Here is a 21839-nt window from a genome sequence, read left to right as displayed (position 1 = left end):
TCGGGCAACAAGCTCCGGGCGTTTTTAGCGTTGTTTTATTTAACAAACGACAACTGGTTGATGCTTGTCCCCGTCCGGTCGATACTCGGCCCAAACTGGTTGATACTTGTCCCCGTCCGGTCGATACTCGGCCCAAACTGGTTGATACTTGTCCCCGTCCGGTCGATACTCTGCCCAAACTGGTTGATACTTGCCCCAGTTCGGTCGATACTCGGCCCAAACTGGTTGATACTTGTCCCCGTCCGGTCGATACTCTGCCCAAACTGGTTGATTCTTGCCCCAGACCGGTCGATACTCGGCCCAAACTGGTTGATTCTAGCCCTGGATCGGTCGATATTCGCCCTTAATTGGTTGATTCTTGCCCCAGACCGGTCGATACTCTGCCCAAACTGGTCGATTCTTGCCCTTAATCGGTTGATATCCACCCCAAACCGGTTGATACACCACCCTCAAAATGAAAAAATCCACCATCCACCAGCAGGAACTACTCCCCGCTTTACCGAATCCTTTATTAATCTTTTCATATTTATGGTTCTATTAGTTTCGCAAACTGTATAAATTTAATAGCAGGAATGCTAGAAGATGAAGCTATCCGATCAGACAATCATAATTCCTTAGCGAGGGAGGCAGTTCATGAAGAAAAAACCAATCGTTCCGAAAGCCTTGAAGAAAAAGAAGTCGAAGAAAAGTCAGTCGAAAAGTGAAAAGCTGCAGCTGCTTCAGAAAAATAAACAGCCGCTATCGCTCGGCAAGTTAGCTTTACCATGGAAAACGCCGGCCGTCGTGTTCCTGGTGAGCTTGTTGACCATCATTTTAATCGTTCCGTCCGCTGTGGTTGTCCCATTCATGTCTGATAACAGCAGTAAAGGGGAGGCGGTGGAAAAGGCTGCAGCTGATACGAAGATTGCGATGGGGGAGTCGCCATTTTCGGTGGAGGTGGCGCGGGCGAGCACGGATAAGGTGGAAAATGTTCCGCTGGAGACGTATGTTTCCCGTGTCGTGGCATCCGAAGCCCCGGCGGAATTTGAAATGGAAGCATTAAAGGCGCAGGCCCTGGCCGCCCGAACATATATCGTTAACCAACTGCTTCATCAGGAGAATAAGGACGCGCCGGATGTGACCGACACGACTGGTGACCAAGTTTATCATAATGAAGAGGAACTGCGGGAAACAATGGGAAGTGACTATAATAAAGAAATGAACAAGATTAAAAAGGCTGTCAAAGCAACGAAAGGCGAAATTTTGACATATGAGAACACGCCGATCACGCCAGCTTATTTTTCCACGAGCAATGGCTACACCGAGGATTCTGAGGACTACTGGAAGAATAAGGTTCCATATTTGCGCAGTGTGAAAAGCCCTTGGGATAAAAACACACCTAAATTTATGGATCAGCAAATATTTGCCCTGCAGGAAGTGGAAAAGAAACTGGGAACCGACCTGCCAAGCATTGAACAGCTCTCGATGGAAATTGCCCGGACGGACAGCAACCGTGTCAGTAAGCTGACCATTGGCAGCGATACGTATTCGGGCAGGGAAGTGCGCGAGGCGCTCGAGCTCCGTTCTAGTGATTTTTCCATTGAGAAAAAGAATAACCATCTTATTTTCACAACGAAAGGATTCGGGCACGGCATCGGCATGAGCCAATACGGTGCAAACGGCATGGCCAAAGAAGGCAAATCATATGAAAAAATTGTCAAACATTACTATCAAGGTGTCAAAATCAGCACCGTCAATGACGCCGTACCAACCCTTGTATCCAAATAAGAGCGGGAAGCGAGGTTCGCCGCCCCAGCGGGTCATGGGGTTCCTCGCCCACCTTGTCCCGGAACTGCGGCTGCACGGTTTTCGTCCCACGAAACGCGTCTGCAAGGATTCCGGGAATTTTCACCCTGGAACGTGAACAGCTGCCGCGCCGATAACGCGTATTGCCTCATGCAAAATCAATACTTTCAAAGGGTACAGCCACGTCTGAAACCCTTACGTTTCCCTGTTTGAGCAGAAAAATGCATCAAACAGGGATTTTTTTATGAATAAAATGTATAGTTTTTGATTTTTGTGCTCAGAATGGTTGTTGAGGTGATGAGATATGAAAGAAGAAAACAACGGAACTCCAAAAAACAAATGGAGTCGCATTTTTCGGAAGAAGTGGTTCTTTCCAGCAGTGTATCTGACGATTGCTGCGATGCTTCTGTCACTGGTCGTATGGTACCAGAATATTGGCAATCAGGTGGATGAGGCCCAGGATGAGGAAATCTCAGAAGACTATTCACCAATCGAGCATGATCAGGAAGCAAAGCCCGTCGTTGATCAGCAGGAAGTCATTCAGATGCCTGTTGAAAACAAGGATCAAGCAGAAATCGTAACTAAATACTATGACTATGACGCAGATCAAGAAGAGCAGGAGAATGCCCTTGTCGTCTTCAACAATCGCTACTACCAGAGCAAAGGCATTGACATCGCATCTGCTGATGGAGAAACGTTTGATGTGCAAGCGTCATTAAGTGGTACAGTTACGGAAGTCAAGGAAGACCCACTGCTTGGTAACGTCGTGACACTGACACACGAAAATGATGTGACAACGCATTATGCCAGTCTCGGCGAAGTAGATGTATCTGCTGACGATGAGGTTGAGCAGGGCGATGTCCTTGGAACCGCCGGTGAGAACGTGTTTGGCAAAGACAACGGGACACATCTTCACTTTGAAATCAGAAAAGATGGGCAAGATGTTAATCCGGAAGAATTTTTCAACCAGCCGGTAAGTGCGCTTGACGAAGCATTGGCTGAAGAAGAAAAATCCGAAGACAACAGCTCGGAATCTGACGAAAATGCCGAAGAAGGCGAATCGGATGCCAGCAAGGAAGAAAACAGTGAATCCGAAGACCAAGTTTCTGATAAAAAGGATGAATCGGGCGAATCCGAAGACCCTACATCAGATGATAAGAGCGAATCGGATGGATCCAAAGACTCGGAATCTGATGAAAAGAGCCAATCAGATAAATCCGAAGACCCAGCATCTGAAGAAAAGAGCGAATCCGACGAATCGGATGCGTCAGCCGGTGACAAATCGACTGAGGATGCGAACAACAACGATAGCAAAGAATCATCAGATAGCGAAACAAACAACGAATAACGCAAGCAACCAACAGCCCTAGCCTCCCCCGCTAGGGCTGTTTTTATGCCAGGGCGCGGGACAGGCTTTTTGTCCCAGCCCCCTCTGCGGTGCTGTGTCTGGCTAAAGTCCAGTTTTCCAATCCGCCCCAGCCCGACCTGTCAAAAGCGGGCAGCTCGTCCGTCCGGATTCGCTCTTATCCATAGCTTATCAAAGCACGAGCGCTCCGTCCAATTCGCTTGTAATTAATGATGTGCAGCACTCTCGCCTTCCCTTCCATGACGCCTCTGGAATTGACGACTCCTTCATGCACGCTGGCTATTTTTTCTGCGGCAGCCCAGAAAATAATTTAAAAATTTACTCCGATCTATTACATTTTTCTGAATAATGTGGTACTATTAGTGTACGCAGTCGATTTTGCACGAAGATGGTTGAATGTTGTCAGTCAGTTCATTCAACCAATCCGTTCACACCACTTTTTCATGGAGAAAGGGGGGCAATGTCCATGCACTATCCAGGGGCGGGTGCCATGAATAACGTAATTCCGAGTATAGCAGCCAGTAACCAGATGACCCTTGAGCAAGTGATGTTGGCGCTGCGGCAAGACCATGACGAAAGGACTGCACAGCAGCTGACAAGGAAATATTGCCTTCAGACCACTTCGGATGAAATAAAGAAAAAAGGCATGGAATTTTTATACATGAACGGGTACTATCACGATTTGCAGCAGCTAATCGGGATCAACAACAATTCTGAGTATCTGTCGAACCGGAATTGGGCATCTGTCTATCAGTTGGCACTCGACCGGAAACAGGAGAAGTATTCGCCTGAAGAAATCCTTCGCCGTGCAAACGGACTGCAGACTGATGAGCCCGAGCTGAAGGCGTTGCTTGAGTTCATCAAAATCACCATTCATTACGGTAGAAATAGGTATGGCGAGTTTGGGAATTTTTTGGAAAGGCAGCAAAAACTATTTGACAAAATAGAGGACAGATTCCTTCTATCCTTTTTTCACGTCCGGTTAAACCAAAACCTTTTCGTGTATTACCTTGTCCGCAATGAAGTGATTATTGCCAGGAAATATGCATTTCAGGCTTTGAATCAAGTGACCAACCCGATGACAAAAATAAGCCTGCATGTCAATTTGGGATTATCGTATGTTTATGAAACGTACGAACAGGGTATGTACCATTTGCGTAAGGCACTTGAAATTGCCCAAGCGGAAAATATGAGCTCGCTGGTTGAATTAATTGAACAGCGGAATATTCCTTTTCTGTCGGCGCACTTTGGCAGGGTTGATGGCATCACAACAACAGACAAAAGCGAACAAGCCCACATTGCGATAGCCAAGGGGAACTACGCCAAAGCAGAGGCGATTTTAAGTGACATTGATATGAACAGCCCGTTCAGACTGTACTACCTGGGGATGGCGAAGCAGAGTAAAGACATCCTTCTTCAGTCGTACAGCTACTTCATCGAAAAACGAAGCGATTACTTCTTCAGCAGATTGCCACTCAACGCGCTTCAAAAACTGGGCTGATACCAACCACCATGAATCGGGATAAAGACAGAAACCCACACATAACGTTTTCCATTACAACAAAATAAGGCGCGGCTTTCATGTTAAATTGGGATGAAAGGGGACATTTATGATGAAAAAATTACTTATAACTTTAGGTGTTATGGCAACTTTACTTTTCAGCATTTCAGGATTTAATGCAACGGATATGGCAGCCCTGCCTAGTATCGAACCAATGGTTGATCCGGGACTGGGTGATCTGGACTAACATCAGCCTGCTCCAGCCAATGTTCCAGCAAGAACCCCAACAGAAGATGAAGGATGCAGGATGGATTATTTTCGTGTACGAGCCCGCCGCCTTATTTTTTTTTGCCCATTGATGGAAAATTATTACAGTATTACAAGTGCCGGCAATGTCCGCTAAAACCGCAAAAATACTGCATGTCCGTGACTTCAAAAGACGGAATTTAATCATAATCCCCGCCCAAACGTAATAAAATGGTACAAATCAAGATTCAGAAAAGTCTGAGGTGAGAGCTTGTGTAGCTTTCCTTCCAACAACTATACTTTTGTACCTAATACATACCAACTTCATAGTAAGCTTCCTTTCCTATTCTGATTAATTGTGAAATCACAGCCACAGCTGCACACAGTACCCATTGCCAGAAGATGAGTGAAGCGTGACAATGTATCACCTTGTCTCAACCCACACCTCGGAAATATCCAACTTAGGGAGGCGAACGGTGTGCACGATTACATCAAAGAAAGGACTATCAAGATAGGGAGATATGTCGTGGAGACGAGGAAAACCGTCCGATTGATAGCAAAAGAATTCGGAGTTTCCAAAAGCACAGTCCACAAAGATTTAACGGAACGGCTGCCGGAAATCAGTCCGGAGCTATACAACCAAGTCAAAAACGTACTCAACTACAACAAATCCATACGCCATCTCCGCGGAGGCGAAGCAACCCGGAATAAATACAGGGATGACGAAGAAGAAGCGGAAGAAGCAGCCGCCAAACCAGTGGGATGATCGGTCACTTCCTTGTCTAAACATGTCCGAAAGAAGAATCTCCATTATTAAAAATGCGAGTTCAAAAAGGGGGTTGAAAAGGGCCGGTCGGCTAAGGTCGTCACGTCTTGTCGGGGGCCTGCATTAGTACATCCTGTGCGTCGAACGTTCCAGGCGGCACAACAGCCGAGTGGTAGATTTCCATAGGATTTGATGACCCCGACAGTTCGCGATTGATTGTGTCGGTATTTAGTCGAAGGGTCCCCTGTCGTAGTGTCATTTTTTACCGGACTTTTTGAACAACCTCTTAAAGGAGGTGGTGCAACACCCGAGATTAGCGACCAAAGAGCTGCATTTCACTCCTGAAAAATTAGCGGTAGCAAAAACTCAGCCTTATGGAGGCTGGGTTTTTGCGTGTGGGTGCAGTGTTGGCGGGTATGGCATAAGGTAGCCCGGGACTGTTGGAGTCGGGTATCAATGGTTCAGGAGCGGTATCAACCGATCGGGAGTGAGAATCGACCAATCGGCGGCGCAGGTGAGAATCGACCGATTGCAAGTAGGAATCAACCGTTTCCGGGTAAGAATCAACCGAAAAGGTGGGAGAATCACCCGTTGTGATCGAGGAATCGACCGTTCAGGATAAGAATCAACCGATTTCGGGCAAGAATCGACCGTCCAGGATGAGAATCAACCGTTTCCAGGCAAGAATCGACCGTTCAGGATAAGAATCAACCATTTCCGGGTAAGAATTGACTAAACAAGCGGGCATATTAACCGGTCGGAGGTAAGAATTAACCGGATCACCGTAAGAATCACAACCGTTTAAGGTCAGTTATCAATCGGTATGGTATGGTAGGCGGTCCACTTTCCTCCATTAGTGAGAAAAGTCGGTTGGACCGCTCCGTACATCAACCTTTTACGCGAGGACACCCCCCGTTGGTTTAACATATCATCACAAGCACTTCAGTTAGTCCAGGCTCAGTTTTGCAAAATGATGCTGAAAATTGACCGGAACCTTGGAATTTTGAGGAAAACTTTGGATAGATGGTGAATAATATATCCTACCACGATTATTTCCAGATTTTCGGAGGTTCATCGAATTAAGAAAGTTGTAGGCCATTCGCGGCGAGTCAATCTGCAGCAGGTTGCGGCATTCCTTGTTTGTGATGGTCTGCTGATGAAGGAGAAAATGGTCCAGAATGGTACGTTCATGGGCTTTCGGATTAATAGACGAGCATTTCGGGCATTTCCAGTTTTTGTTTAGACGTTGTATCGGGGCATAACCGCATTGTTGGCATGGGGTGCCTTTGATCAAATGACGGTCGCTGACGCCGTGCTTTGCTAACACGTCTGTCCATAAGGGGATATCCTTAGCTTTTAGAGTGTGGCACAATTTTTTCAGCTGTGCGTTTGTCAGTATATTGTCCGGATGGTTGTTACTCAGCCGAGTCAGGTGCTGGTGCAGGCTTTCGCGGTGAATGATTTGGTTGTACACGTCCGGATCTTCCCTGACATTTTCAATGATTGTTGACGGATAGGCAATGACAACAAGCCCCACAATGGGGATATTGAAAATTCCATGCATCGCCAGCCATTCCCGCAGCTGCGTTTTTTGCGCCTCCGCTTGCAGGATTGGGTCCTTGTGGGATATGATCTTTCCGTCAATTTCTTGTATCATCTGTTTTAACTTGGAATCATACTTGAGGGTTCCTTGCTGATTTTTAATTTCAAGAATGTAAATCAAACGTCGTGTCAGGATTAGTGTATCAATTTGGAAGTGAAATGGGGGATTTTCCAGCCGGATGCCTTGAAAAACGTAGAAACCTTTTTGCGGGAAGGTGGAAAGCTTATAGTCAACATTCCGTTCGCCATCGTAACCGGCCTTTTCCCGTTTGTATTCTGAAACGATGGCCTCATGATGACGGTAATTCGCTAAAAGCTGCCTGAACAGTGCCTCATAGGCAAGCAGAGCATGGGGCTTACTTCTCGGTTTTGCAACGGTTGGGCTCAAATGTGAATCACTCCTATTATAAAAATTTCTTGTGCTCAAATTAACTATTCGACACTTTCATACAAATTCCTGCTGGTGAAAGCAAATAATTAAAAAGTTTTTTCGTGTCGGCGGGGGAAACGTAGAGATAGCCTGGTATCGAGGTGTGGATCCCGAATGGTGCACGGATTTTGGAGGTGGATATCGACTGAACAGGTCCAAGAATGACCCCATCGGAAGAGAAATCGACCGTTTTCGGTGAGGAATCAACCGGTCTGGTGCAAGAATCGACCGTTCGGAGCCAAGAATCGACCCGTCGGAAGAGAAATCGACCGTTTTCGGTGAAGAATCAACCGGTCTGGCGCAAGAATCGACCGTTCGGAGCCAAGAATCGACCCGTCGGAAGAGAAATCGACCGTTTTCGGTGAAGAATCAACCGGTCTGGCGCAAATATCAACCGTTCGGAGCCAAGAATCGACCCGTCGGAAGAGAAATCAACCGTTTTCGGTGAAGAATCAACCGTTATGTCGCAAATATCGACCGGTCGGGGGCAAGAATCACCCCGTTGGAAGAGAAATCGACCGTTTTCGGTGAGGAATCAACCGGAATGGAGTAGATATCAACCGTTCGGAGCCAAGAATCGACCCGTCGGAAGAGAAATCAACCGTTTTCGGTGAAGAATCAACCGGTCTGGCGCAAATATCAACCGTTCGGAGCCAAGAATCAACCCGTCGGAAGAGAAATCGACCGTTTTCGGTGAAGAATCAACCGGTCTGGCGCAAGAATCAACCGTTCGGAGCCAAGAATCAACCCGTTGGAATAGAAATCAACCGTTTTCGGTGAAGAATCAACCGGTCTGGCGCAGGAATCGACCGTTCGGAGCCAAGAATCAACCCGTTGGAATAGAAATCAACCGTTTTCGTGGAAGAATCGACCGGCCAGGTGCAAGAATCGACCGTTCGGAGCCAAGAATCAACCCGTTGGAAGAGAAATCGACCGTTTTCGGTGAAGAATCAACCGGTATGGCGCAAGAATCAACCGTTCGGAGCCAAGAATCAACCTGTCGTAAGAGAAATCGATCGTTTTCGGAGGAATCAACCGGAATAGTGCAGGAATCGACCGGCCAGGACCAAGAATCATCCCGTTGGAAGAGAAATCGACCGTTTTCGGTGAAGAATCAACCGTTATGTCGCAAATATCGACCGGTCGGGGGCAAGAATCACCCCGTTGGAAGAGAAATCGACCGTTTTCGGTGAGGAATCAACCGGAATGGCGTAGATATCAACCGTTCGGAGCCAAGAATCACCCCGTTGGAAGAGAAATCGACCGGTTTCGGTGAAGAATCAACCAGTCGGGCCAAAGAATCAACCGGCGGACCGCAATAATCAACCGGTCAGGCCCAAGAATCAACCTGTCGGAAGAGAAATCAACTGATCACAGGCAGTCATCAACCGGCCAGAGAATTCACATCAACCGGTCCCCCTCAATCATCACCCAACCCACCCAGACTGAACATCCACCCAATCACCAACGTCAGATTCAGCCCTTGCCGAACAACCCACCACCCGTGGCACCCAGTCCCCATACTCTCTCCCGTACATGCATTTTTCCCCAACATTTTTTGCGAAATTTGCAGTTATATGGTGCGTTTTGTGGTAAAATATATTATTAGTAGGAAAATGTGCTTTTACGGATGCGAGAAAGTATGAGAGCAGGGAGGCTTTAATGCATGTTTGCAAGGGATATTGGGATTGACCTTGGAACCGCCAATGTGTTGATCCATGTGAAAGGTAAAGGAATTGTTCTGAATGAGCCATCCGTCGTGGCGATGGACCGCAACACCGGCCGTGTGCTGGAAGTTGGGGAAGCGGCGCGACGCATGGTCGGGCGTACTCCTGGAAATATTGACGCGATTCGCCCGTTGAAAGATGGCGTGATTGCTGATTTTGATGTGACCGAAGCGATGCTGAAGTATTTTATAGATAAAATAAATGTCAAGGGGTTTTTGTCCAAGCCGAAAATGCTGATTTGCTGCCCGACGAATATTACGAAGGTGGAGCAGAAGGCCATCAAGGAAGCGGCGGAGAAGTCCGGCGGTAAAAAGGTTTACCTGGAGGAAGAGCCAAAAGTGGCGGCGGTTGGCTCCGGGATGGAAATTTACCAGCCGAGCGGCAACATGATTGTCGATATTGGCGGTGGCACGACAGATGTCGCTGTATTGTCGATGGGAAATATTGTTACGGCTGAATCGGTTAAAATGGCCGGCGATAAATTTGATGTCGAAATTTTGCAGTACATCAAGAAGAAATATAAATTGCTGATCGGCGAGCGGACAGCGGAAGATATCAAAATAAACGTCGCGACCGTTTTCAAAGACTCACGCCACGAGGAAATGGAAATCCGCGGCCGGGATATGGTCAGCGGGCTGCCGCGCACGATTACGGTTGAATCGGCGGAAATTGAGGAAGCCTTGCGTGAATCAGTTTCCCTCATTATACATGGCGCAAAACAAGTGCTGGAACGGACACCACCGGAACTGTCCGCAGATATCATCGACCGCGGGGTAACGCTAACCGGCGGGGGTGCGCTCGTGCACGGAATCGACCGGCTCCTTGCTGAGGAGTTAAAAGTGCCTGTATTCCTGGCAGAAGAACCGATGAATTGCGTTGCCAAAGGTACTGGCATCATGCTGGAAAACATCGATAAAGTCGAACGGAAAAAGATTGTGTAATACACTATTTCCGTGCTGTAACATTCGTCGATGCCTGGTCGAATTATAATGACAGTGAGCACCTGACAAAAATTTTTTGCAGGGGCGCCTGACGCCAGACGGTATCCGCGTTGGCTCAGGCGCAAAGCTTGGCTCGGTGGCTATCGATTTAAGACCAGGCGCCCTGAAGAAAACCGGACGTGCACTGGATGTTGCGCTCACTGGCAAAAATTATCTGTTCCAAATCCAGGTGACCGCGGGTAACGGCACGGAAACCCGTTATACACGCGACGGGTCATTTTATCTGAGTTCCATGAATAATAATGAGGATGTCATGCCGACGACAAAGGACGGCCATCCGGTACTCGGCAAAAATGGCCCGATGGTGTTTGCGGACGGATTTGACAGCATCTCCAACCAGCCAAACGGACATGACTTCTACGCAGTGGTCTTATGAACGATTTCAATGTCCGATCAGATACAGGGCCTAGTCAACCAGCTGAGGTAATGGGGAAACCAGCTGGAGCGGTTGGATAGCCGAGTGGAGCGGGCGCGGTCCACTCGGCTGTAATACGAGCTGCACCGACAGCAGCGTGCAACAAACGGAGTAAGGAGAAACAAGCCATGCCAACAGATCAAAGAGAGCAAGCGGAGGAACAACGGCATACAAACGGTGGAGAGCAACCCGCTGTAAAGGAAAAAGAAACGCAGCAGGATGCCGAGTCTGCTGAGGAAGCGAGCGGGCAGCGCTATGCTGAGACCTCCGATGGGGAAACGGAAGAGCACCAGCATGAAACTGGGCCACAGCGTGCGGGAATTTCTGATGATCAAGCGGAAGAGCGTTTACATGCCGCGACTGCAATTGAAGATCCACAGCGCGACGAGGATTTCGATGAACAAGCTGGAGGGAACGATGCTGGGACACCGAATATGCCTGATGCTGAGGTGAATCGTGCCGGCATTTCCGATGAAACATTCGGGGAGCAGGACGAAAATCTCTGGGAGCGGCATGAGCAGGAGGTCGTGGAAGTAGCGGCTGGCCAGCAGGAAGAAAATCCCACTGGGCCGGAAGCGGCAGCCACCGCGGTACAAACACGAACAGAACGGCGGAAAGAAAAAGGTTCATCCAAGCAGCGCCAAGGAGAGCAGGAAGAAGCCGCTGCAGAAGCACAAACACAAACAAAGCCCCTGGAAGAAACCGCTCCGGACGAGCAAAAACGGAAACAGCAGCAGGAAACCGGGGACGCAGCCGATAAAGTGACCCGGAAACAACAGAAAAAAGAACAAAAGAAAAAACAAAAGGAAGAAAAGCGCCGCAATAAAAAACCGCGCCGCCGCATTTTCCCAATATGGTTGCGCATTATCGTCGTACTCGCACTGTCCGCCGCCGCACTCGCTTCCGGACTAATGATCGGCTACGGCGTCGTTGGAAACGGCAACCCCACCGACGCACTCGAATGGGAAACATGGCAACACATCATCGATATCGTGATAAAACAAGGATAAGCATGCCCCCGGATATAGGGCAGCTTATTTTTTTGATTGGGTACGGTGATGGGCGGTTAGTTCAATTGGTAAGGGCTCCTAGATTGGTGACAGGCCGGAGGGAGATATTGTCTCGTTTATAGGGGTATCAACCGGTTTGGGGTGAGAATCGACCGTTGGGTGCGGAAATCAACCGGAATGGGGAGAGAATCGCCCGTTCGTGTGCGAGAATCAACTGGTTTTGGGTGAGAATCGACCGTTGTGTGCGAGAATCAACTGGTTTTGGGTGAGAATCGACCGTTCGTGTGCGAGAATCAACCGGTTTGGGATGAGAATCGCCCGTTTGGTGCGAGAATCAACCGGAATGGGGTGAGAATCGACCGTTGGGTGCGGAAATCAACCGGAATGGGGAGAGAATCGACCGTTTGCGTGCGAGAATCAACCGGAATGGGGTGAGAATCGCCCGTTTGGGTGCGGAAATCAACCGGAATGGGGAGAGAATCGCCCGTTCGTGTGCGAGAATCAACCGGAATGGGGTGAGAATCGACCGTTGGGTGCGGAAATCAACCGAATTGGGAAGAGAATCGACCGTTGGGTGCGGAAATCAACCGGAATGGGGAGAGAATCGCCCATTCGTGTGCGAGAATCAACCGGAATGGGGAGAGAATCGCCCGTTCGGGTGCGGAAATCAACCGGAATGGGGTAGGAATCGACCGTTTGCGTGCGAGAATCAACCGGAGTGGGGAGAGAATCGCCCGTTCGTGTGCGAGAATCAACCGGAATGGGAAGGTAATCGCCCGTTTGGGTGCGGAAATCAACCGGTTTTGGGAGAGAATCGCCCGTTCGTGTGTGAAAATCAACCGGTCCTCTCAAACATCCGCTCGTTGTGAACAATCAAAGATGTCGTGGACATTTATCGACCGGTCGTCAGCAGATATCAACACTGCCACCTCGTGCCTTAGCCCGTTCGCAGGAAATATCGCCTCATCTCCAACAAACATCCGCCCGTCGCTACCTAACGTCGGCCTCGAACACACATCGGAACTAATCCTTTTCCACTCCCCCTTGCACGTCAGGAAAATGCCCGCCACCGCACGCATCTTTTTCTATTTTTTGCTATAATGGACGCAGCATACATACGATAAGGAGAGATTCGGATGGATATTCAACAGATTAAGGAAACGATTCCGCACCGTTATCCATTTTTGCTTGTTGACAAAGTGACAGAAATCGAGGAAGGCGAGCGGGTTACTGCGGTGAAAAATGTGACGGCCAATGAGCCTTTTTTTCAGGGTCATTTCCCGGATTATCCAGTGATGCCGGGCGTTCTGATTGTGGAGGCGCTGGCGCAGACGGGGGCAATTGGCGTTCTTGGGATTGAGGAAAACAAAGGGAAAATCGGCTTTTTGGCCGGGCTGGACAAATGCCGTTTCAAGCGCCAGGTTAAACCGGGGGAACAGCTACAGTTGGAAGTGGAAATTGTTCGGATTAAAGGCCCAGTTGGCAAAGGAAAAGGCGTGGCTACCGTTGATGGTGAGGTGGCTTGTGAAGCGGAAATAACATTTGCAATTCAGTGAGGCACCGTAAGATAAACGAAGCCTCTACAATCTACAAACCATATAGAAATTGCGGTGAGGCGAAGCAGCATGCGGACAGAACCGCTGGCGATGAGGCATTTCGCCAATTTAGTACAAACACTGCAGATGAAATTCTCCACATTATAGTGGAGAATTTTTTGGCAGAAGTTACATGCCAAAAATTGACGAAATCAAAAACTGGCGACAATAATAAACATATTTCAACATTTTTCCGCACGCATCCCACCATTTTTCGAAAAAATAAGTATCAGTTCCCAGCAAAATGGTAAAGCTATTGGCGATACCGAACAACAAAGGAGGGAAACTGTTATGCAAAAAAAGTGGCTTTTTAAAATTGGTGCGCCGATTCTGGCTCTTTCATTGGTAGCTGCGTGCGGAAATGACAACCAGGACGATCCAGCTAATGATGGCGAAGATGAAGCACCATTGAATCAAGAGGAAGAAAATCCTGATATGAACGGAAATAATCAGGACGATCCGCAGCTTGACAACAATGACGAAAATGGCACCAATCAGGACGGCACTGATACAAACCAGGATGGTGCTGAGAACAATCAAGACGGCACCGGTACAAACCAGGATGGTGCTGAGAACAATCAAGATGGCACCGGTAACAATCAGGACGAGAACAACGGTATGAACAACGACGAAAACAATTTTAACAATGACCGTACCAACAATAACGACACGAACGATGACGAAGATAACAACCAGTAATATCGTTCGCTGATTGAATCAAAAATCCCCTGATTAAAAGGGGATTTTTTAGCATCCGATGGCAGGTGGATGATGATAGGCGAACCAAAAACGTACCATTCCGGATAAAGTTTACCTATTAGACTGACCAGTCAACCACGAGTGTCGGATGAGGCGGGGATGGCACATATGATTGCTCCAGTATTTCGATCAAGTGCCGGGTTGATACCTGCCGCACACCGGTTGATAATCGCCCCTAACCGGTTGATACCTGCCGCATATCGGTTGATATTTGCCCCTAACCGGTTGATACCTGCCGCACACCGGTTGATAATCGCCCCTACCCGGTTGATACCTGCCGCAAACCGGTTGATAATCGCCGCAAACCGGTTGATACCTGCAGCATATCGGTTGATAATCGCCGCACACCGGTTGATACCTGCAGCATATCGGTTGATAATCGCCGCAAACCGGTTGATACCTGCAGCATATCGGTTGATATTCACCCCTAACCGGTTGATACCTGCCGCACACCGGTTGATAATTCCCCTAACCGGTTGATACTTGCCGCACACCGGTTGATAATCGCCCCTAACCGGTTGATACCTGCCGCATACCGGTCGATATTTCCCATAATCGGTTGATACTTGCCGCACACCGGTTGATATTTCCCCTAACCGGTTGATACCCACCGCTCCGCTGCCAATCCGAATTCCCACCAACCCATCTGAACTACTATTTCCCGAAATTATTGGAAAAATGTTTCTAATATAAATAGATTATCGAGGGCAATCGTAGTACAATAGTCTTAGTTTAATTTTTTAATTCACATACTAATACATTGGCCGGAGGGGACGATATGGAGGGACATTATGCATCACCGATTTATATGATTTCGCAGCAAACGAAGGCGATTTTAACAAAGGATTCGGCGTATTACCGCTCACTTATTTTGGAAACGGGGCGCAAAAAACATTCGGTGTACCGTCCGGAGCAGATTATTGATCATTCGTGTGTGTTGTATGGCTCGACGCTTGAGGGCAGGCGGAAGTCCGTGCGTAAGATGCTGAATGTGAACAGCAAGGTACCGGTGCCGGTTATTCCGGAAAAAGGGGTGTATATGCTGCCGACATCTTCGTCGAAAAAGAAGGATAATGTCTGGCTGTCTTACTACCATATTAAAGCGGTAGAGCAGCGTGATGACCGGACGTATGTGACCTTTTATGATGGAACCGGCTTGTATGTAAATGCTTCCTTACAGTCGTTTGATCAGCAGGATAAGCGGACGAGTCAGATTATCGCCAAGATGAATCGCTCGTTCTTTTTCGGGGATAATGCCTTTCCATGGAATCCGTATTGAAATGGTCTCCTAGCTACGCAGTGGGAATATACTACGACGCACAAGACGTGCTAGTGCAGGCGCCCGCGAGTGTCGCCGCGAACGCAGCCTTCCATCCCGCAGGATTCTTAATGTTCCCGCTGCTGATAGAGGATGAATAACTGCATGCCACGGATTCCAGGTAATTAGCAGCCAGCCTGCGTGACCCCCCAAAAAATATCTCCTCACAGGCAAAATGTTTTTTCTTGAATTGATCTCTTAAAAGCAGTAAAATGGGAAACTGACTGACTGGTTAGTATAGAACGGAACGGAACCTCTTGAGGGTCTGCTCGCAACGATTGAGCGTCGGCCAAACGCCGCAGCTCGAGCTGCACGGTACTGCCCGAGCGCCGGCCACAGCCCGAGCCAAACAGCATCGCCTGAGCACCCGGCCATGCGTTCCAGCCCGGGCATCCGGCTATATGCCCAGCCGGAGCCAAACTACGTCTTCCGAGCGCCAGGCCAAAATGCCGCCAGCCCGAGCACCAGCCGCCAGCCCGAGCTACATAGCGTCTCCCGAGCGCCAAGCATCCGGCCGCGGCTCAAGTCCGCATTCCCCGGGGAAAGCTGCCCGCACCAGTTCGTCCGTTTCGCTGTCCCCACATTTCAAAAAAGAAACAGGTGTTAGCAATCATGAATCCGAAAAAAATGAATTTAATCGAGGCCGGGATGAAGCTGATTGCGGAGAAAGGCTATTACCGTACGTCCATTGAGGAAATTGCGGCTGAGGCCGGGGTTTCCAAGGGTGCGTTTTATTTGCACTTCCAATCCAAGAAGGACTTTATCCTGACGGCGCTCGATCATTATCACGAGGAGATTAGTAGGCAGGTGGAGGCGGCGAAACAAGAGGACCTCTCTCCACGCGAGCGTCTGGCCCGGCAAATTGAAGTAGTGGCCGGTTATTTGTACGAATATAAAGATTTTCTTACGATGCAGCTGCGCGAAAACATTACAATGGGCACACAGTCGGAGATGGCCATCCGGAAAATGAAGCGGGAGCATTTTTTTTGGCTCCGAGAAAATATAATCGCCATTTACGGAAGCAGCATGTCGCCGTATGTTACGGACCTTATTATTCAGATGGAAGGGCTAATGAACGGCTATTTCAAATGGATGGTTATGGATGATATGCACATTAGTGGGAACCAATTGGGTGCCTATCTCGTACGAAGAATGGACGACGTAGCAGCGGGTATGCGGAGACAGGGGGAGGCGCCGCTGATCAAAGAAGAGGCAATTCCTGCGATGTACCAGGGCGAGCAGGCGATTCAGGATATTTTATTTTCCATGAAATCGACGATCGACTCAGTAAAGCTGCCGGAAGAGAAAACCGAGCAACTCCATGAAGCGATGGCGGTGCTGTTAGAAGAGACTGGCAAGGAACATCCGCAGCCAGTGTTGGTGCAAAGTCTGCTCGTTCATTTTCAGCGCATACCCGAACTGCGAAATGATTGTGAAAAAATAGCTCATCTCATGCATATAGATTTGCTGGAATGAATGAATTTCATAAATACTTTATACGAACTTATAACTGAAAATACACTTAATCATTCGTACTCCACCTTAGAAGATTGGAACGGAAGGCGGACGACTCCTGCGGGATAAGAGGCCTAGATGAGACCCCGCAAGGCGTTAGCCTGAGGAGGCTCATCAGCCGCCCGCGGAAAGCGTCCGCCTGAAGTGGAAATCAAACGCAATAACCAAATAGTTCGTATTTCAAAGGTAGATATTGAATTATGAAATTCACTCGGAATAATAAAACCAAAGAAGAGGAGTCTGAGTCATGCGAAAATTGCTTTTGATTGCAGCGATGCTGGTTTTGACCAGTGTGATTGCTGCATGCAGCGAAAACAATGGAGAATCCAACGATGGAAAGGAAGAACAGGTCGTCCCAGTTGAAACGGCTAAGGCGGCGAAAGATGATATGGTGGTGGAAAAATCACTGTACGGCCGCATGCAGCCAAGCGGGACGACACCGGTAATGGTGCAAAACCCTGGCGAAATTACCGAGCTGAACGTGGCCAATGGTGATACGGTGGAAGAAGATGACCACCTTGCTACTATTCAAACGTCGGCAGGCAATCAGACGATCTATGCATCCACGGCGGGGGAAATCGCCCAATTGAATGCTGAAGAGGGGTCAATGGCTTCTGGGTCTGACCCGCTTATGGTGATTGCCGACTTTGACCCGATGCTGATGACCGCATCCGTAACAGACAGTACACGTGGCCTATTGGAAACAGAGGAGATCTATACCGTCACGATCAATGATAAGGATTATGATGCGGAGCTGACATCCCTGGGTACGATGCCGGATGACACTGGCCTGTATCCGGTGGAAGCAGAAATTGCTCAGGATGAAGGCAAAATTTTAACCGGAATGACGGCTGTAATGAACGTGCCGGAAAAACGCGTGAACGACGCTATTATTGTGCCGACCGAAGCGGTAGTGACCGAAAGCGGTGAAACGTTTGTTTACGTGGTAAAAGATGAAAAAGCAGTAAAAACAAACGTCACCATCAAGGAAACGCAATCTGATGAGACGGCAGTAAAAGGTGATGTTCAAAAAGGAGACCAGGTCGTTGTGAACGGGCTCCTCACATTGTCCGATGGCATGACCGTCGAGGTGTCCGAAGAGGGGGATAACTCTTGAAGCTTGTCAAAACATCCGTCAAGCGCCCCGTCGGTGTCGTGATGATCGTGCTCGCGATTATCGCGCTGGGCGTTGTTTCTGTGCGTAATTTAAATGTTGATTTGCTGCCGAAAGTTGATTTGCCGGTAGCAGTAGTGGCTACTTCCTATGAAGATGCCGCCCCGGAAGAAGTGGAAAAATTAATCAGCGAGCCGATTGAATCATCAGTCAGCTCGGTGGAAGGGATCGAGACGGTCCAGTCCCAATCCCAGGCAGGATCTTCGCTTGTGATGATGATGTTCAGCAGCGGGACCGACCTTGATCAGGCGCTCCTGAACGTACGGGAAAGTGTCGATCAGATTAAAGGACTTTTGCCGGATGGGGCTGCCAACCCAAGCATACTGCGGTTCAATCCGGAGCAGATGCCAATTATGTCGGTCGGTTTGACAGGGGATAAGGCTTCCAAACTGACAGAGGTTGCCAATGACCAGATTGTGCCGTTTTTCGAGCGGCAGAGTGGTGTCGCATCGGTAACCGTGGAAGGTGCCAAAGACCGGGAAATCCAGGTTGTCCTTGACGAATCGAAGCTGCAGCAATACGGTGTGACAGCCCAGGGCATCACTCAGGCGCTCAACAATGCCAACCAATCGGCATCGGTCGGTGTGGTGGAAAAAGGGAATAAAGATCTGCAGCTCCGGGTGACCGGGGAATTTGAATCGGTGGACGATATTAAACAAACGATTGTTCAAACCGAACGGCAAGGAACAGTCCATGTGAGCGACCTTGCCGACGTAAGCGACACGTACAAGGAATCATCCGGCAAAACGCTCGTCAACGGTGAAGAAGGCGTTGTTTTGTCAATCATGAAAAAGACCGACGCCAACACGGTCGAAGTCGCGAACAACATCAACAACAGCATGGATGAAATCGAAAGTGACCTGCCATCAGGTTTTCAGACGAATGTCATTATTGATACATCGGAATATGTGAAGATGTCGATCAATTCCGTTGTACAAAATATCCTGATCGGTGGCCTTATTTCGTTTTTCGTTCTGCTATTGTTTCTGAAAAGCGTTCGAGCAACGATTGTTATCGGTCTGTCGATTCCAATCGCCATCATCTCGACATTTACCCTGATGTACTTTACCGGGGAAACATTGAATGTCCTGACACTTGGTGGGCTTGCGCTCGGCCTCGGAATGATGGTCGACAGCTCGATTGTCATACTCGAGCACATATTCACGTACCGGCAGCGCGGCTATTCGCTTGTTGATTCTGCCATTAAAGGTGCATCCGAACTAGCGCCGGCAGTCATCGCCTCCACGACAACTACATTGGTCGTCTTTCTGCCAATGGTCTTTGTCGAGGGGATTGCGTCCGACATGTTCGCTCCATTGGCGCTGGCCGTGTCATTTTCCCTGATTGCGTCATTGATTGCGGCCGTAACGCTAGTACCGATGCTGTCGTCCAAACTGCTGGCGAAAGCAACCGAAGACAGTGGGCGGCGCTACTGGTTCAACCGCTTTCTGGATAAAGTGAACAATGGCTACCGGGCCGTGCTACGCTGGGTTCTCGGCCACCGGAAAACAACGGTATTTGGAACGATTGCCATCATCGCAGGCAGTCTCGCGCTGATTCCGATGATCGGGGCATCCTTCATGCCATCGTCCGACCAGGGCGAACTCCAGGTGAGTGTGGAAACACAGCCAGGCAGCTCGTTCGAACATACCGAAGCCGTAACGGAGAAAGTCGATAAAAAGCTGGAAAAATACGATGATGTCATGGAAACGAGCTACCTGAATGTCGGTGGTGGCGGTGCCATGGCGATGGGCGCAACCGGCGGATCAGCAACATACATGATGCAGCTCGTTCCGTCATCCGAGCGGGACCGGTCGACCGGTGATATCGTTCAGGACATGAGTGACGACTTGCAAACAGTGGCTGGCGCAGAAATTTCGGTATCCGCTACTGACAGTGCATCTGGAATGGGGAATCCTATCCAAATTAGCCTGAATGGTCCGGAACATGAAGTGCTCCGGCAGCTGGCAGGTGAAGTGGTCAACACCATTTCCGAGGTCGACGGCGTGCATAACGCAACTTCATCCGCTGAAGCCGGCGTTCCGCAAATGCGCATCCAGATTGATGCAGAAAAAGCGGCCCAATACGGATTGACCGAACAGCAGATTATGGGCCAAGTCCGGCTGCACTTTACCGGCCAAGTCGCTTCACAGTATAGAGAAGACGGCGATGAAATGGATGTCACATTGATGTTTCCGGAAGAGGAACGAAGCACCATCAGCGACCTGGAAGATATGAAAATTAACTCTCCAAGCGGCGCGACCGTCCCACTGGCTTCATTAGCTGATTTTAAAGAAGTACAGGGGCCTGTATCACTGCAGCGCGAAAACCAGGAGCCGCAAGTAAACGTCAGCGGTGAACTTGGCGACCGCGATCTCGGCAGTGTCACCAACGACGTGAAGGAAAAATTGGACCAGATGAGCCTGCCAGAAGGATACAGCTATAAAGTGGGCGGTCAAGCGGAGGATATGGCCAAATCATTCTCTGACCTGGCAATCGCACTCGTCTTTTCCATCTTTCTGGTTTATGCCGTCATGGCGGTGCAGTTTGAAAACTTCCTGTTCCCATTCGTTATCATGTTTTCACTGCCAGCAACCGTCGTCGGCGTTCTTGGCGGCCTGTTCATAACCGGCCTGCCACTCAGCATCCCGGCATTCATCGGCGTCATCATGCTCGCCGGAATCGTCGTCAACAACTCAATTGTGCTCGTCGACTATATCAATATCATCCGGCGAAAAGGCGTGGACCGGTACGAAGCCATTCTCGAAGCCGGACCAAGCCGACTGCGCCCAATCCTGATGACGACACTAACGACCATTCTGGCCATGGTGCCGCTCGGACTCGCACTGGGCGAAGGCGCCGAAATGCAGCAGCCACTGGCCGTAACGATCATATTCGGCCTGACCGTATCAAGCATATTCACCCTGCTCCTGATACCAGTCGTCTACACCTTATTCGACGACCTAACTGCAAAATTCACACGCCGGAACAAAAAACATTAAAAGGAAGCTTCCTGCTCAGGCAGGAAGCTTTTTTGGTTGGGTGCGGTGGGTGTGGCTCTTGCGGGAGGCGCGTGTTGGCGGCCGAGTTGAGGCTGCTTCGGCTTGCGTGAGCGGCTGATGCGGTGGTTTAGATTGAGCGAGAGCAGCGCCAAATCGAGCGAGAGCAGCGCCAAATCGAGCGAGAGCAGGTCCAAATCGAGCGAGAGCAGCGCCAAATCGAGCGAGAGCCAGCTCAAATTGAGCGAGAGCAGGTCCAAATCGAGCGAGAGCAGGTCCAAATCGAGCGAGCGCAGCGCCGAATCGAGCGAGAGCAGGTCCAAATCGAGCGAGAGCAGGTCCAAATCGAGCGAGAGCAGCGCCAAATCGAGCGAGAGCAGGTCCAAATCGAGCGAGAGCAGCGCCAAATCGAGCGAGAGCAGCGCCAAATCGAGCGAGAGCCAGCTCAAATTGAGCGAGAGCAGGTCCAAATCGAGCGAGAGCAGGTCCAAATCGAGCGAGAGCAGGTCCAAATCGAGCGAGAGCAGCGCCAAATCGAGCGAGAGCAGGTCCAAATCGAGCGAGAGCAGCGCCAAATCGAGCGAGAGCGGGCTCAAATCGAGCGAGAGCACCCCATCGCTTAGCATTTTC

General features: G+C 49.4%; 23 protein-coding genes. 19 read left to right on the top strand and 4 right to left on the bottom strand.

Annotation, left to right across the window (positions count from 1 at the left end):
• Positions 1-35: 35 nt before the first annotated feature.
• Positions 36-425 (bottom strand): hypothetical protein, encoded by a 390-nt coding sequence (locus ACFSUO_RS08430; RefSeq protein WP_382393010.1) that lies wholly within the window; start codon positions 423-425, stop codon positions 36-38.
• A gap of 208 nt (positions 426-633) precedes the next feature.
• Here ACFSUO_RS08430 and spoIID point away from each other — a divergent pair, with 208 nt between their 5' ends.
• The 6 genes from spoIID (at position 634) to ACFSUO_RS08400 (ending at position 6261) form a co-directional block, all read left to right on the top strand.
• Positions 634-1767: a stage II sporulation protein D gene (spoIID, locus tag ACFSUO_RS08425; RefSeq protein WP_382393008.1), complete on the top strand. Its 1134-nt coding sequence runs from the start codon at positions 634-636 to the stop codon at positions 1765-1767.
• A gap of 322 nt (positions 1768-2089) precedes the next feature.
• Positions 2090-3133: a peptidoglycan DD-metalloendopeptidase family protein gene (locus tag ACFSUO_RS08420; RefSeq protein ID WP_382393006.1), complete on the top strand. Its 1044-nt coding sequence runs from the start codon at positions 2090-2092 to the stop codon at positions 3131-3133.
• Positions 3134-3641: 508 nt separating this feature from the next.
• Complete coding sequence (locus ACFSUO_RS08415) at positions 3642-4652, top strand: AimR family lysis-lysogeny pheromone receptor (protein WP_382393004.1); 1011 nt, start codon at positions 3642-3644, stop codon at positions 4650-4652.
• Between the two features lie 112 nt (positions 4653-4764).
• Positions 4765-4899, top strand: coding sequence for a hypothetical protein (locus tag ACFSUO_RS08410; RefSeq protein WP_382393002.1), 135 nt, complete (start codon positions 4765-4767; stop codon positions 4897-4899).
• Positions 4900-5376: 477 nt separating this feature from the next.
• Positions 5377-5664: a sporulation transcriptional regulator SpoIIID gene (spoIIID, locus tag ACFSUO_RS08405; protein WP_382393000.1), complete on the top strand. Its 288-nt coding sequence runs from the start codon at positions 5377-5379 to the stop codon at positions 5662-5664.
• Positions 5665-6120: 456 nt separating this feature from the next.
• A complete protein-coding gene (locus ACFSUO_RS08400) occupies positions 6121-6261 on the top strand; it encodes a hypothetical protein (protein WP_382392998.1) in 141 nt (46 codons plus the stop codon).
• 349 nt (positions 6262-6610) lie between these two features.
• On the opposite strand, the gene ACFSUO_RS08395 is transcribed toward ACFSUO_RS08400, so the two are convergent.
• Positions 6611-7654, bottom strand: coding sequence for a nuclease-related domain-containing protein (locus ACFSUO_RS08395; RefSeq protein ID WP_382392996.1), 1044 nt, complete (start codon positions 7652-7654; stop codon positions 6611-6613).
• A 203-nt stretch (positions 7655-7857) separates the two neighbouring features.
• Between ACFSUO_RS08395 and ACFSUO_RS08390 the strand changes: the two genes are divergently transcribed.
• From ACFSUO_RS08390 to ACFSUO_RS08350, 9 genes are all read left to right on the top strand, one after another.
• Positions 7858-8061, top strand: a complete 204-nt coding sequence (locus ACFSUO_RS08390; protein ID WP_382392994.1) for a hypothetical protein — start codon at positions 7858-7860, stop codon at positions 8059-8061.
• A gap of 411 nt (positions 8062-8472) precedes the next feature.
• Positions 8473-8889, top strand: a complete 417-nt coding sequence (locus tag ACFSUO_RS08385; RefSeq protein ID WP_382392992.1) for a hypothetical protein — start codon at positions 8473-8475, stop codon at positions 8887-8889.
• A gap of 473 nt (positions 8890-9362) precedes the next feature.
• Complete coding sequence (mreB, locus tag ACFSUO_RS08380) at positions 9363-10364, top strand: rod shape-determining protein (protein ID WP_382392990.1); 1002 nt, start codon at positions 9363-9365, stop codon at positions 10362-10364.
• Positions 10365-10500: 136 nt separating this feature from the next.
• Positions 10501-10800 (top strand): hypothetical protein, encoded by a 300-nt coding sequence (locus ACFSUO_RS08375; RefSeq protein WP_382392988.1) that lies wholly within the window; start codon positions 10501-10503, stop codon positions 10798-10800.
• A gap of 167 nt (positions 10801-10967) precedes the next feature.
• Positions 10968-11849 carry a DNA-directed RNA polymerase subunit beta gene (locus tag ACFSUO_RS08370; protein ID WP_382392986.1) on the top strand — a complete coding sequence of 294 codons (882 nt, stop codon included), beginning with the start codon at positions 10968-10970 and terminating at the stop codon, positions 11847-11849.
• Positions 11850-12089: 240 nt separating this feature from the next.
• Positions 12090-12284: a hypothetical protein gene (locus ACFSUO_RS08365; RefSeq protein WP_382392984.1), complete on the top strand. Its 195-nt coding sequence runs from the start codon at positions 12090-12092 to the stop codon at positions 12282-12284.
• Entirely contained in the window at positions 12254-12718 is a 465-nt protein-coding gene (locus tag ACFSUO_RS08360) for a hypothetical protein (RefSeq protein WP_382392982.1), read from the top strand. Before ACFSUO_RS08365 ends, ACFSUO_RS08360 begins: the two co-directional genes overlap by 31 nt.
• 267 nt (positions 12719-12985) lie before the next feature.
• Positions 12986-13405 carry a 3-hydroxyacyl-ACP dehydratase FabZ gene (fabZ, locus tag ACFSUO_RS08355; protein ID WP_382392980.1) on the top strand — a complete coding sequence of 140 codons (420 nt, stop codon included), beginning with the start codon at positions 12986-12988 and terminating at the stop codon, positions 13403-13405.
• A gap of 330 nt (positions 13406-13735) precedes the next feature.
• Entirely contained in the window at positions 13736-14143 is a 408-nt protein-coding gene (locus ACFSUO_RS08350) for a hypothetical protein (protein ID WP_382392978.1), read from the top strand.
• A gap of 131 nt (positions 14144-14274) precedes the next feature.
• On the opposite strand, the gene ACFSUO_RS08345 is transcribed toward ACFSUO_RS08350, so the two are convergent.
• Positions 14275-14841 carry a hypothetical protein gene (locus ACFSUO_RS08345; RefSeq protein ID WP_382392976.1) on the bottom strand — a complete coding sequence of 189 codons (567 nt, stop codon included), beginning with the start codon at positions 14839-14841 and terminating at the stop codon, positions 14275-14277.
• Between the two features lie 140 nt (positions 14842-14981).
• Here ACFSUO_RS08345 and ACFSUO_RS08340 point away from each other — a divergent pair, with 140 nt between their 5' ends.
• The 4 genes from ACFSUO_RS08340 to ACFSUO_RS08325 all read left to right on the top strand — a co-directional run bounded on the left by ACFSUO_RS08340 (position 14982) and on the right by ACFSUO_RS08325 (position 21212).
• Positions 14982-15482, top strand: coding sequence for a competence protein ComK (locus tag ACFSUO_RS08340; protein WP_382392974.1), 501 nt, complete (start codon positions 14982-14984; stop codon positions 15480-15482).
• 651 nt (positions 15483-16133) lie between these two features.
• Positions 16134-16997: a TetR/AcrR family transcriptional regulator gene (locus ACFSUO_RS08335; protein ID WP_382392972.1), complete on the top strand. Its 864-nt coding sequence runs from the start codon at positions 16134-16136 to the stop codon at positions 16995-16997.
• 286 nt (positions 16998-17283) lie between these two features.
• Positions 17284-18153, top strand: coding sequence for an efflux RND transporter periplasmic adaptor subunit (locus ACFSUO_RS08330; protein ID WP_382392970.1), 870 nt, complete (start codon positions 17284-17286; stop codon positions 18151-18153).
• Positions 18150-21212: an efflux RND transporter permease subunit gene (locus ACFSUO_RS08325; protein ID WP_382392968.1), complete on the top strand. Its 3063-nt coding sequence runs from the start codon at positions 18150-18152 to the stop codon at positions 21210-21212. The genes ACFSUO_RS08330 and ACFSUO_RS08325 overlap by 4 nt, the downstream gene beginning before the upstream one ends.
• Here the strand turns inward: ACFSUO_RS08325 and ACFSUO_RS08320 are convergent.
• A complete protein-coding gene (locus tag ACFSUO_RS08320) occupies positions 21209-21835 on the bottom strand; it encodes a hypothetical protein (protein WP_382392966.1) in 627 nt (208 codons plus the stop codon). The genes ACFSUO_RS08325 and ACFSUO_RS08320 overlap by 4 nt on opposite strands.
• Positions 21836-21839: the final 4 nt, after the last annotated feature.

The sequence above is a fragment of the Lentibacillus juripiscarius genome, assembly GCF_042685205.1.
Classification (GTDB): Bacteria; Bacillota; Bacilli; order Bacillales; family Amphibacillaceae; genus Lentibacillus; species Lentibacillus juripiscarius.
Note: the sequence above shows the minus strand (reverse complement) of the source record. Positions and strands in the feature narration are given on the sequence as shown.

Coding starts and splice junctions, on each gene's coding strand:
- spoIID (WP_382393008.1), top strand. CDS start 634: ATGAAGAAAAAACCAATCGTTCCGAAAGCCTTGAAGAAAAAGAAGTCG.
- ACFSUO_RS08420 (WP_382393006.1), top strand. CDS start 2,090: ATGAAAGAAGAAAACAACGGAACTCCAAAAAACAAATGGAGTCGCATT.
- ACFSUO_RS08415 (WP_382393004.1), top strand. CDS start 3,642: ATGAATAACGTAATTCCGAGTATAGCAGCCAGTAACCAGATGACCCTT.
- ACFSUO_RS08410 (WP_382393002.1), top strand. CDS start 4,765: ATGAAAAAATTACTTATAACTTTAGGTGTTATGGCAACTTTACTTTTC.
- ACFSUO_RS08400 (WP_382392998.1), top strand. CDS start 6,121: ATGGTTCAGGAGCGGTATCAACCGATCGGGAGTGAGAATCGACCAATC.
- ACFSUO_RS08390 (WP_382392994.1), top strand. CDS start 7,858: ATGACCCCATCGGAAGAGAAATCGACCGTTTTCGGTGAGGAATCAACC.
- mreB (WP_382392990.1), top strand. CDS start 9,363: ATGTTTGCAAGGGATATTGGGATTGACCTTGGAACCGCCAATGTGTTG.
- ACFSUO_RS08370 (WP_382392986.1), top strand. CDS start 10,968: ATGCCAACAGATCAAAGAGAGCAAGCGGAGGAACAACGGCATACAAAC.
- fabZ (WP_382392980.1), top strand. CDS start 12,986: ATGGATATTCAACAGATTAAGGAAACGATTCCGCACCGTTATCCATTT.
- ACFSUO_RS08350 (WP_382392978.1), top strand. CDS start 13,736: ATGCAAAAAAAGTGGCTTTTTAAAATTGGTGCGCCGATTCTGGCTCTT.
- ACFSUO_RS08340 (WP_382392974.1), top strand. CDS start 14,982: ATGGAGGGACATTATGCATCACCGATTTATATGATTTCGCAGCAAACG.
- ACFSUO_RS08335 (WP_382392972.1), top strand. CDS start 16,134: ATGAATCCGAAAAAAATGAATTTAATCGAGGCCGGGATGAAGCTGATT.
- ACFSUO_RS08330 (WP_382392970.1), top strand. CDS start 17,284: ATGCGAAAATTGCTTTTGATTGCAGCGATGCTGGTTTTGACCAGTGTG.
- ACFSUO_RS08320 (WP_382392966.1), bottom strand. CDS start 21,835: ATGCTAAGCGATGGGGTGCTCTCGCTCGATTTGAGCCCGCTCTCGCTC.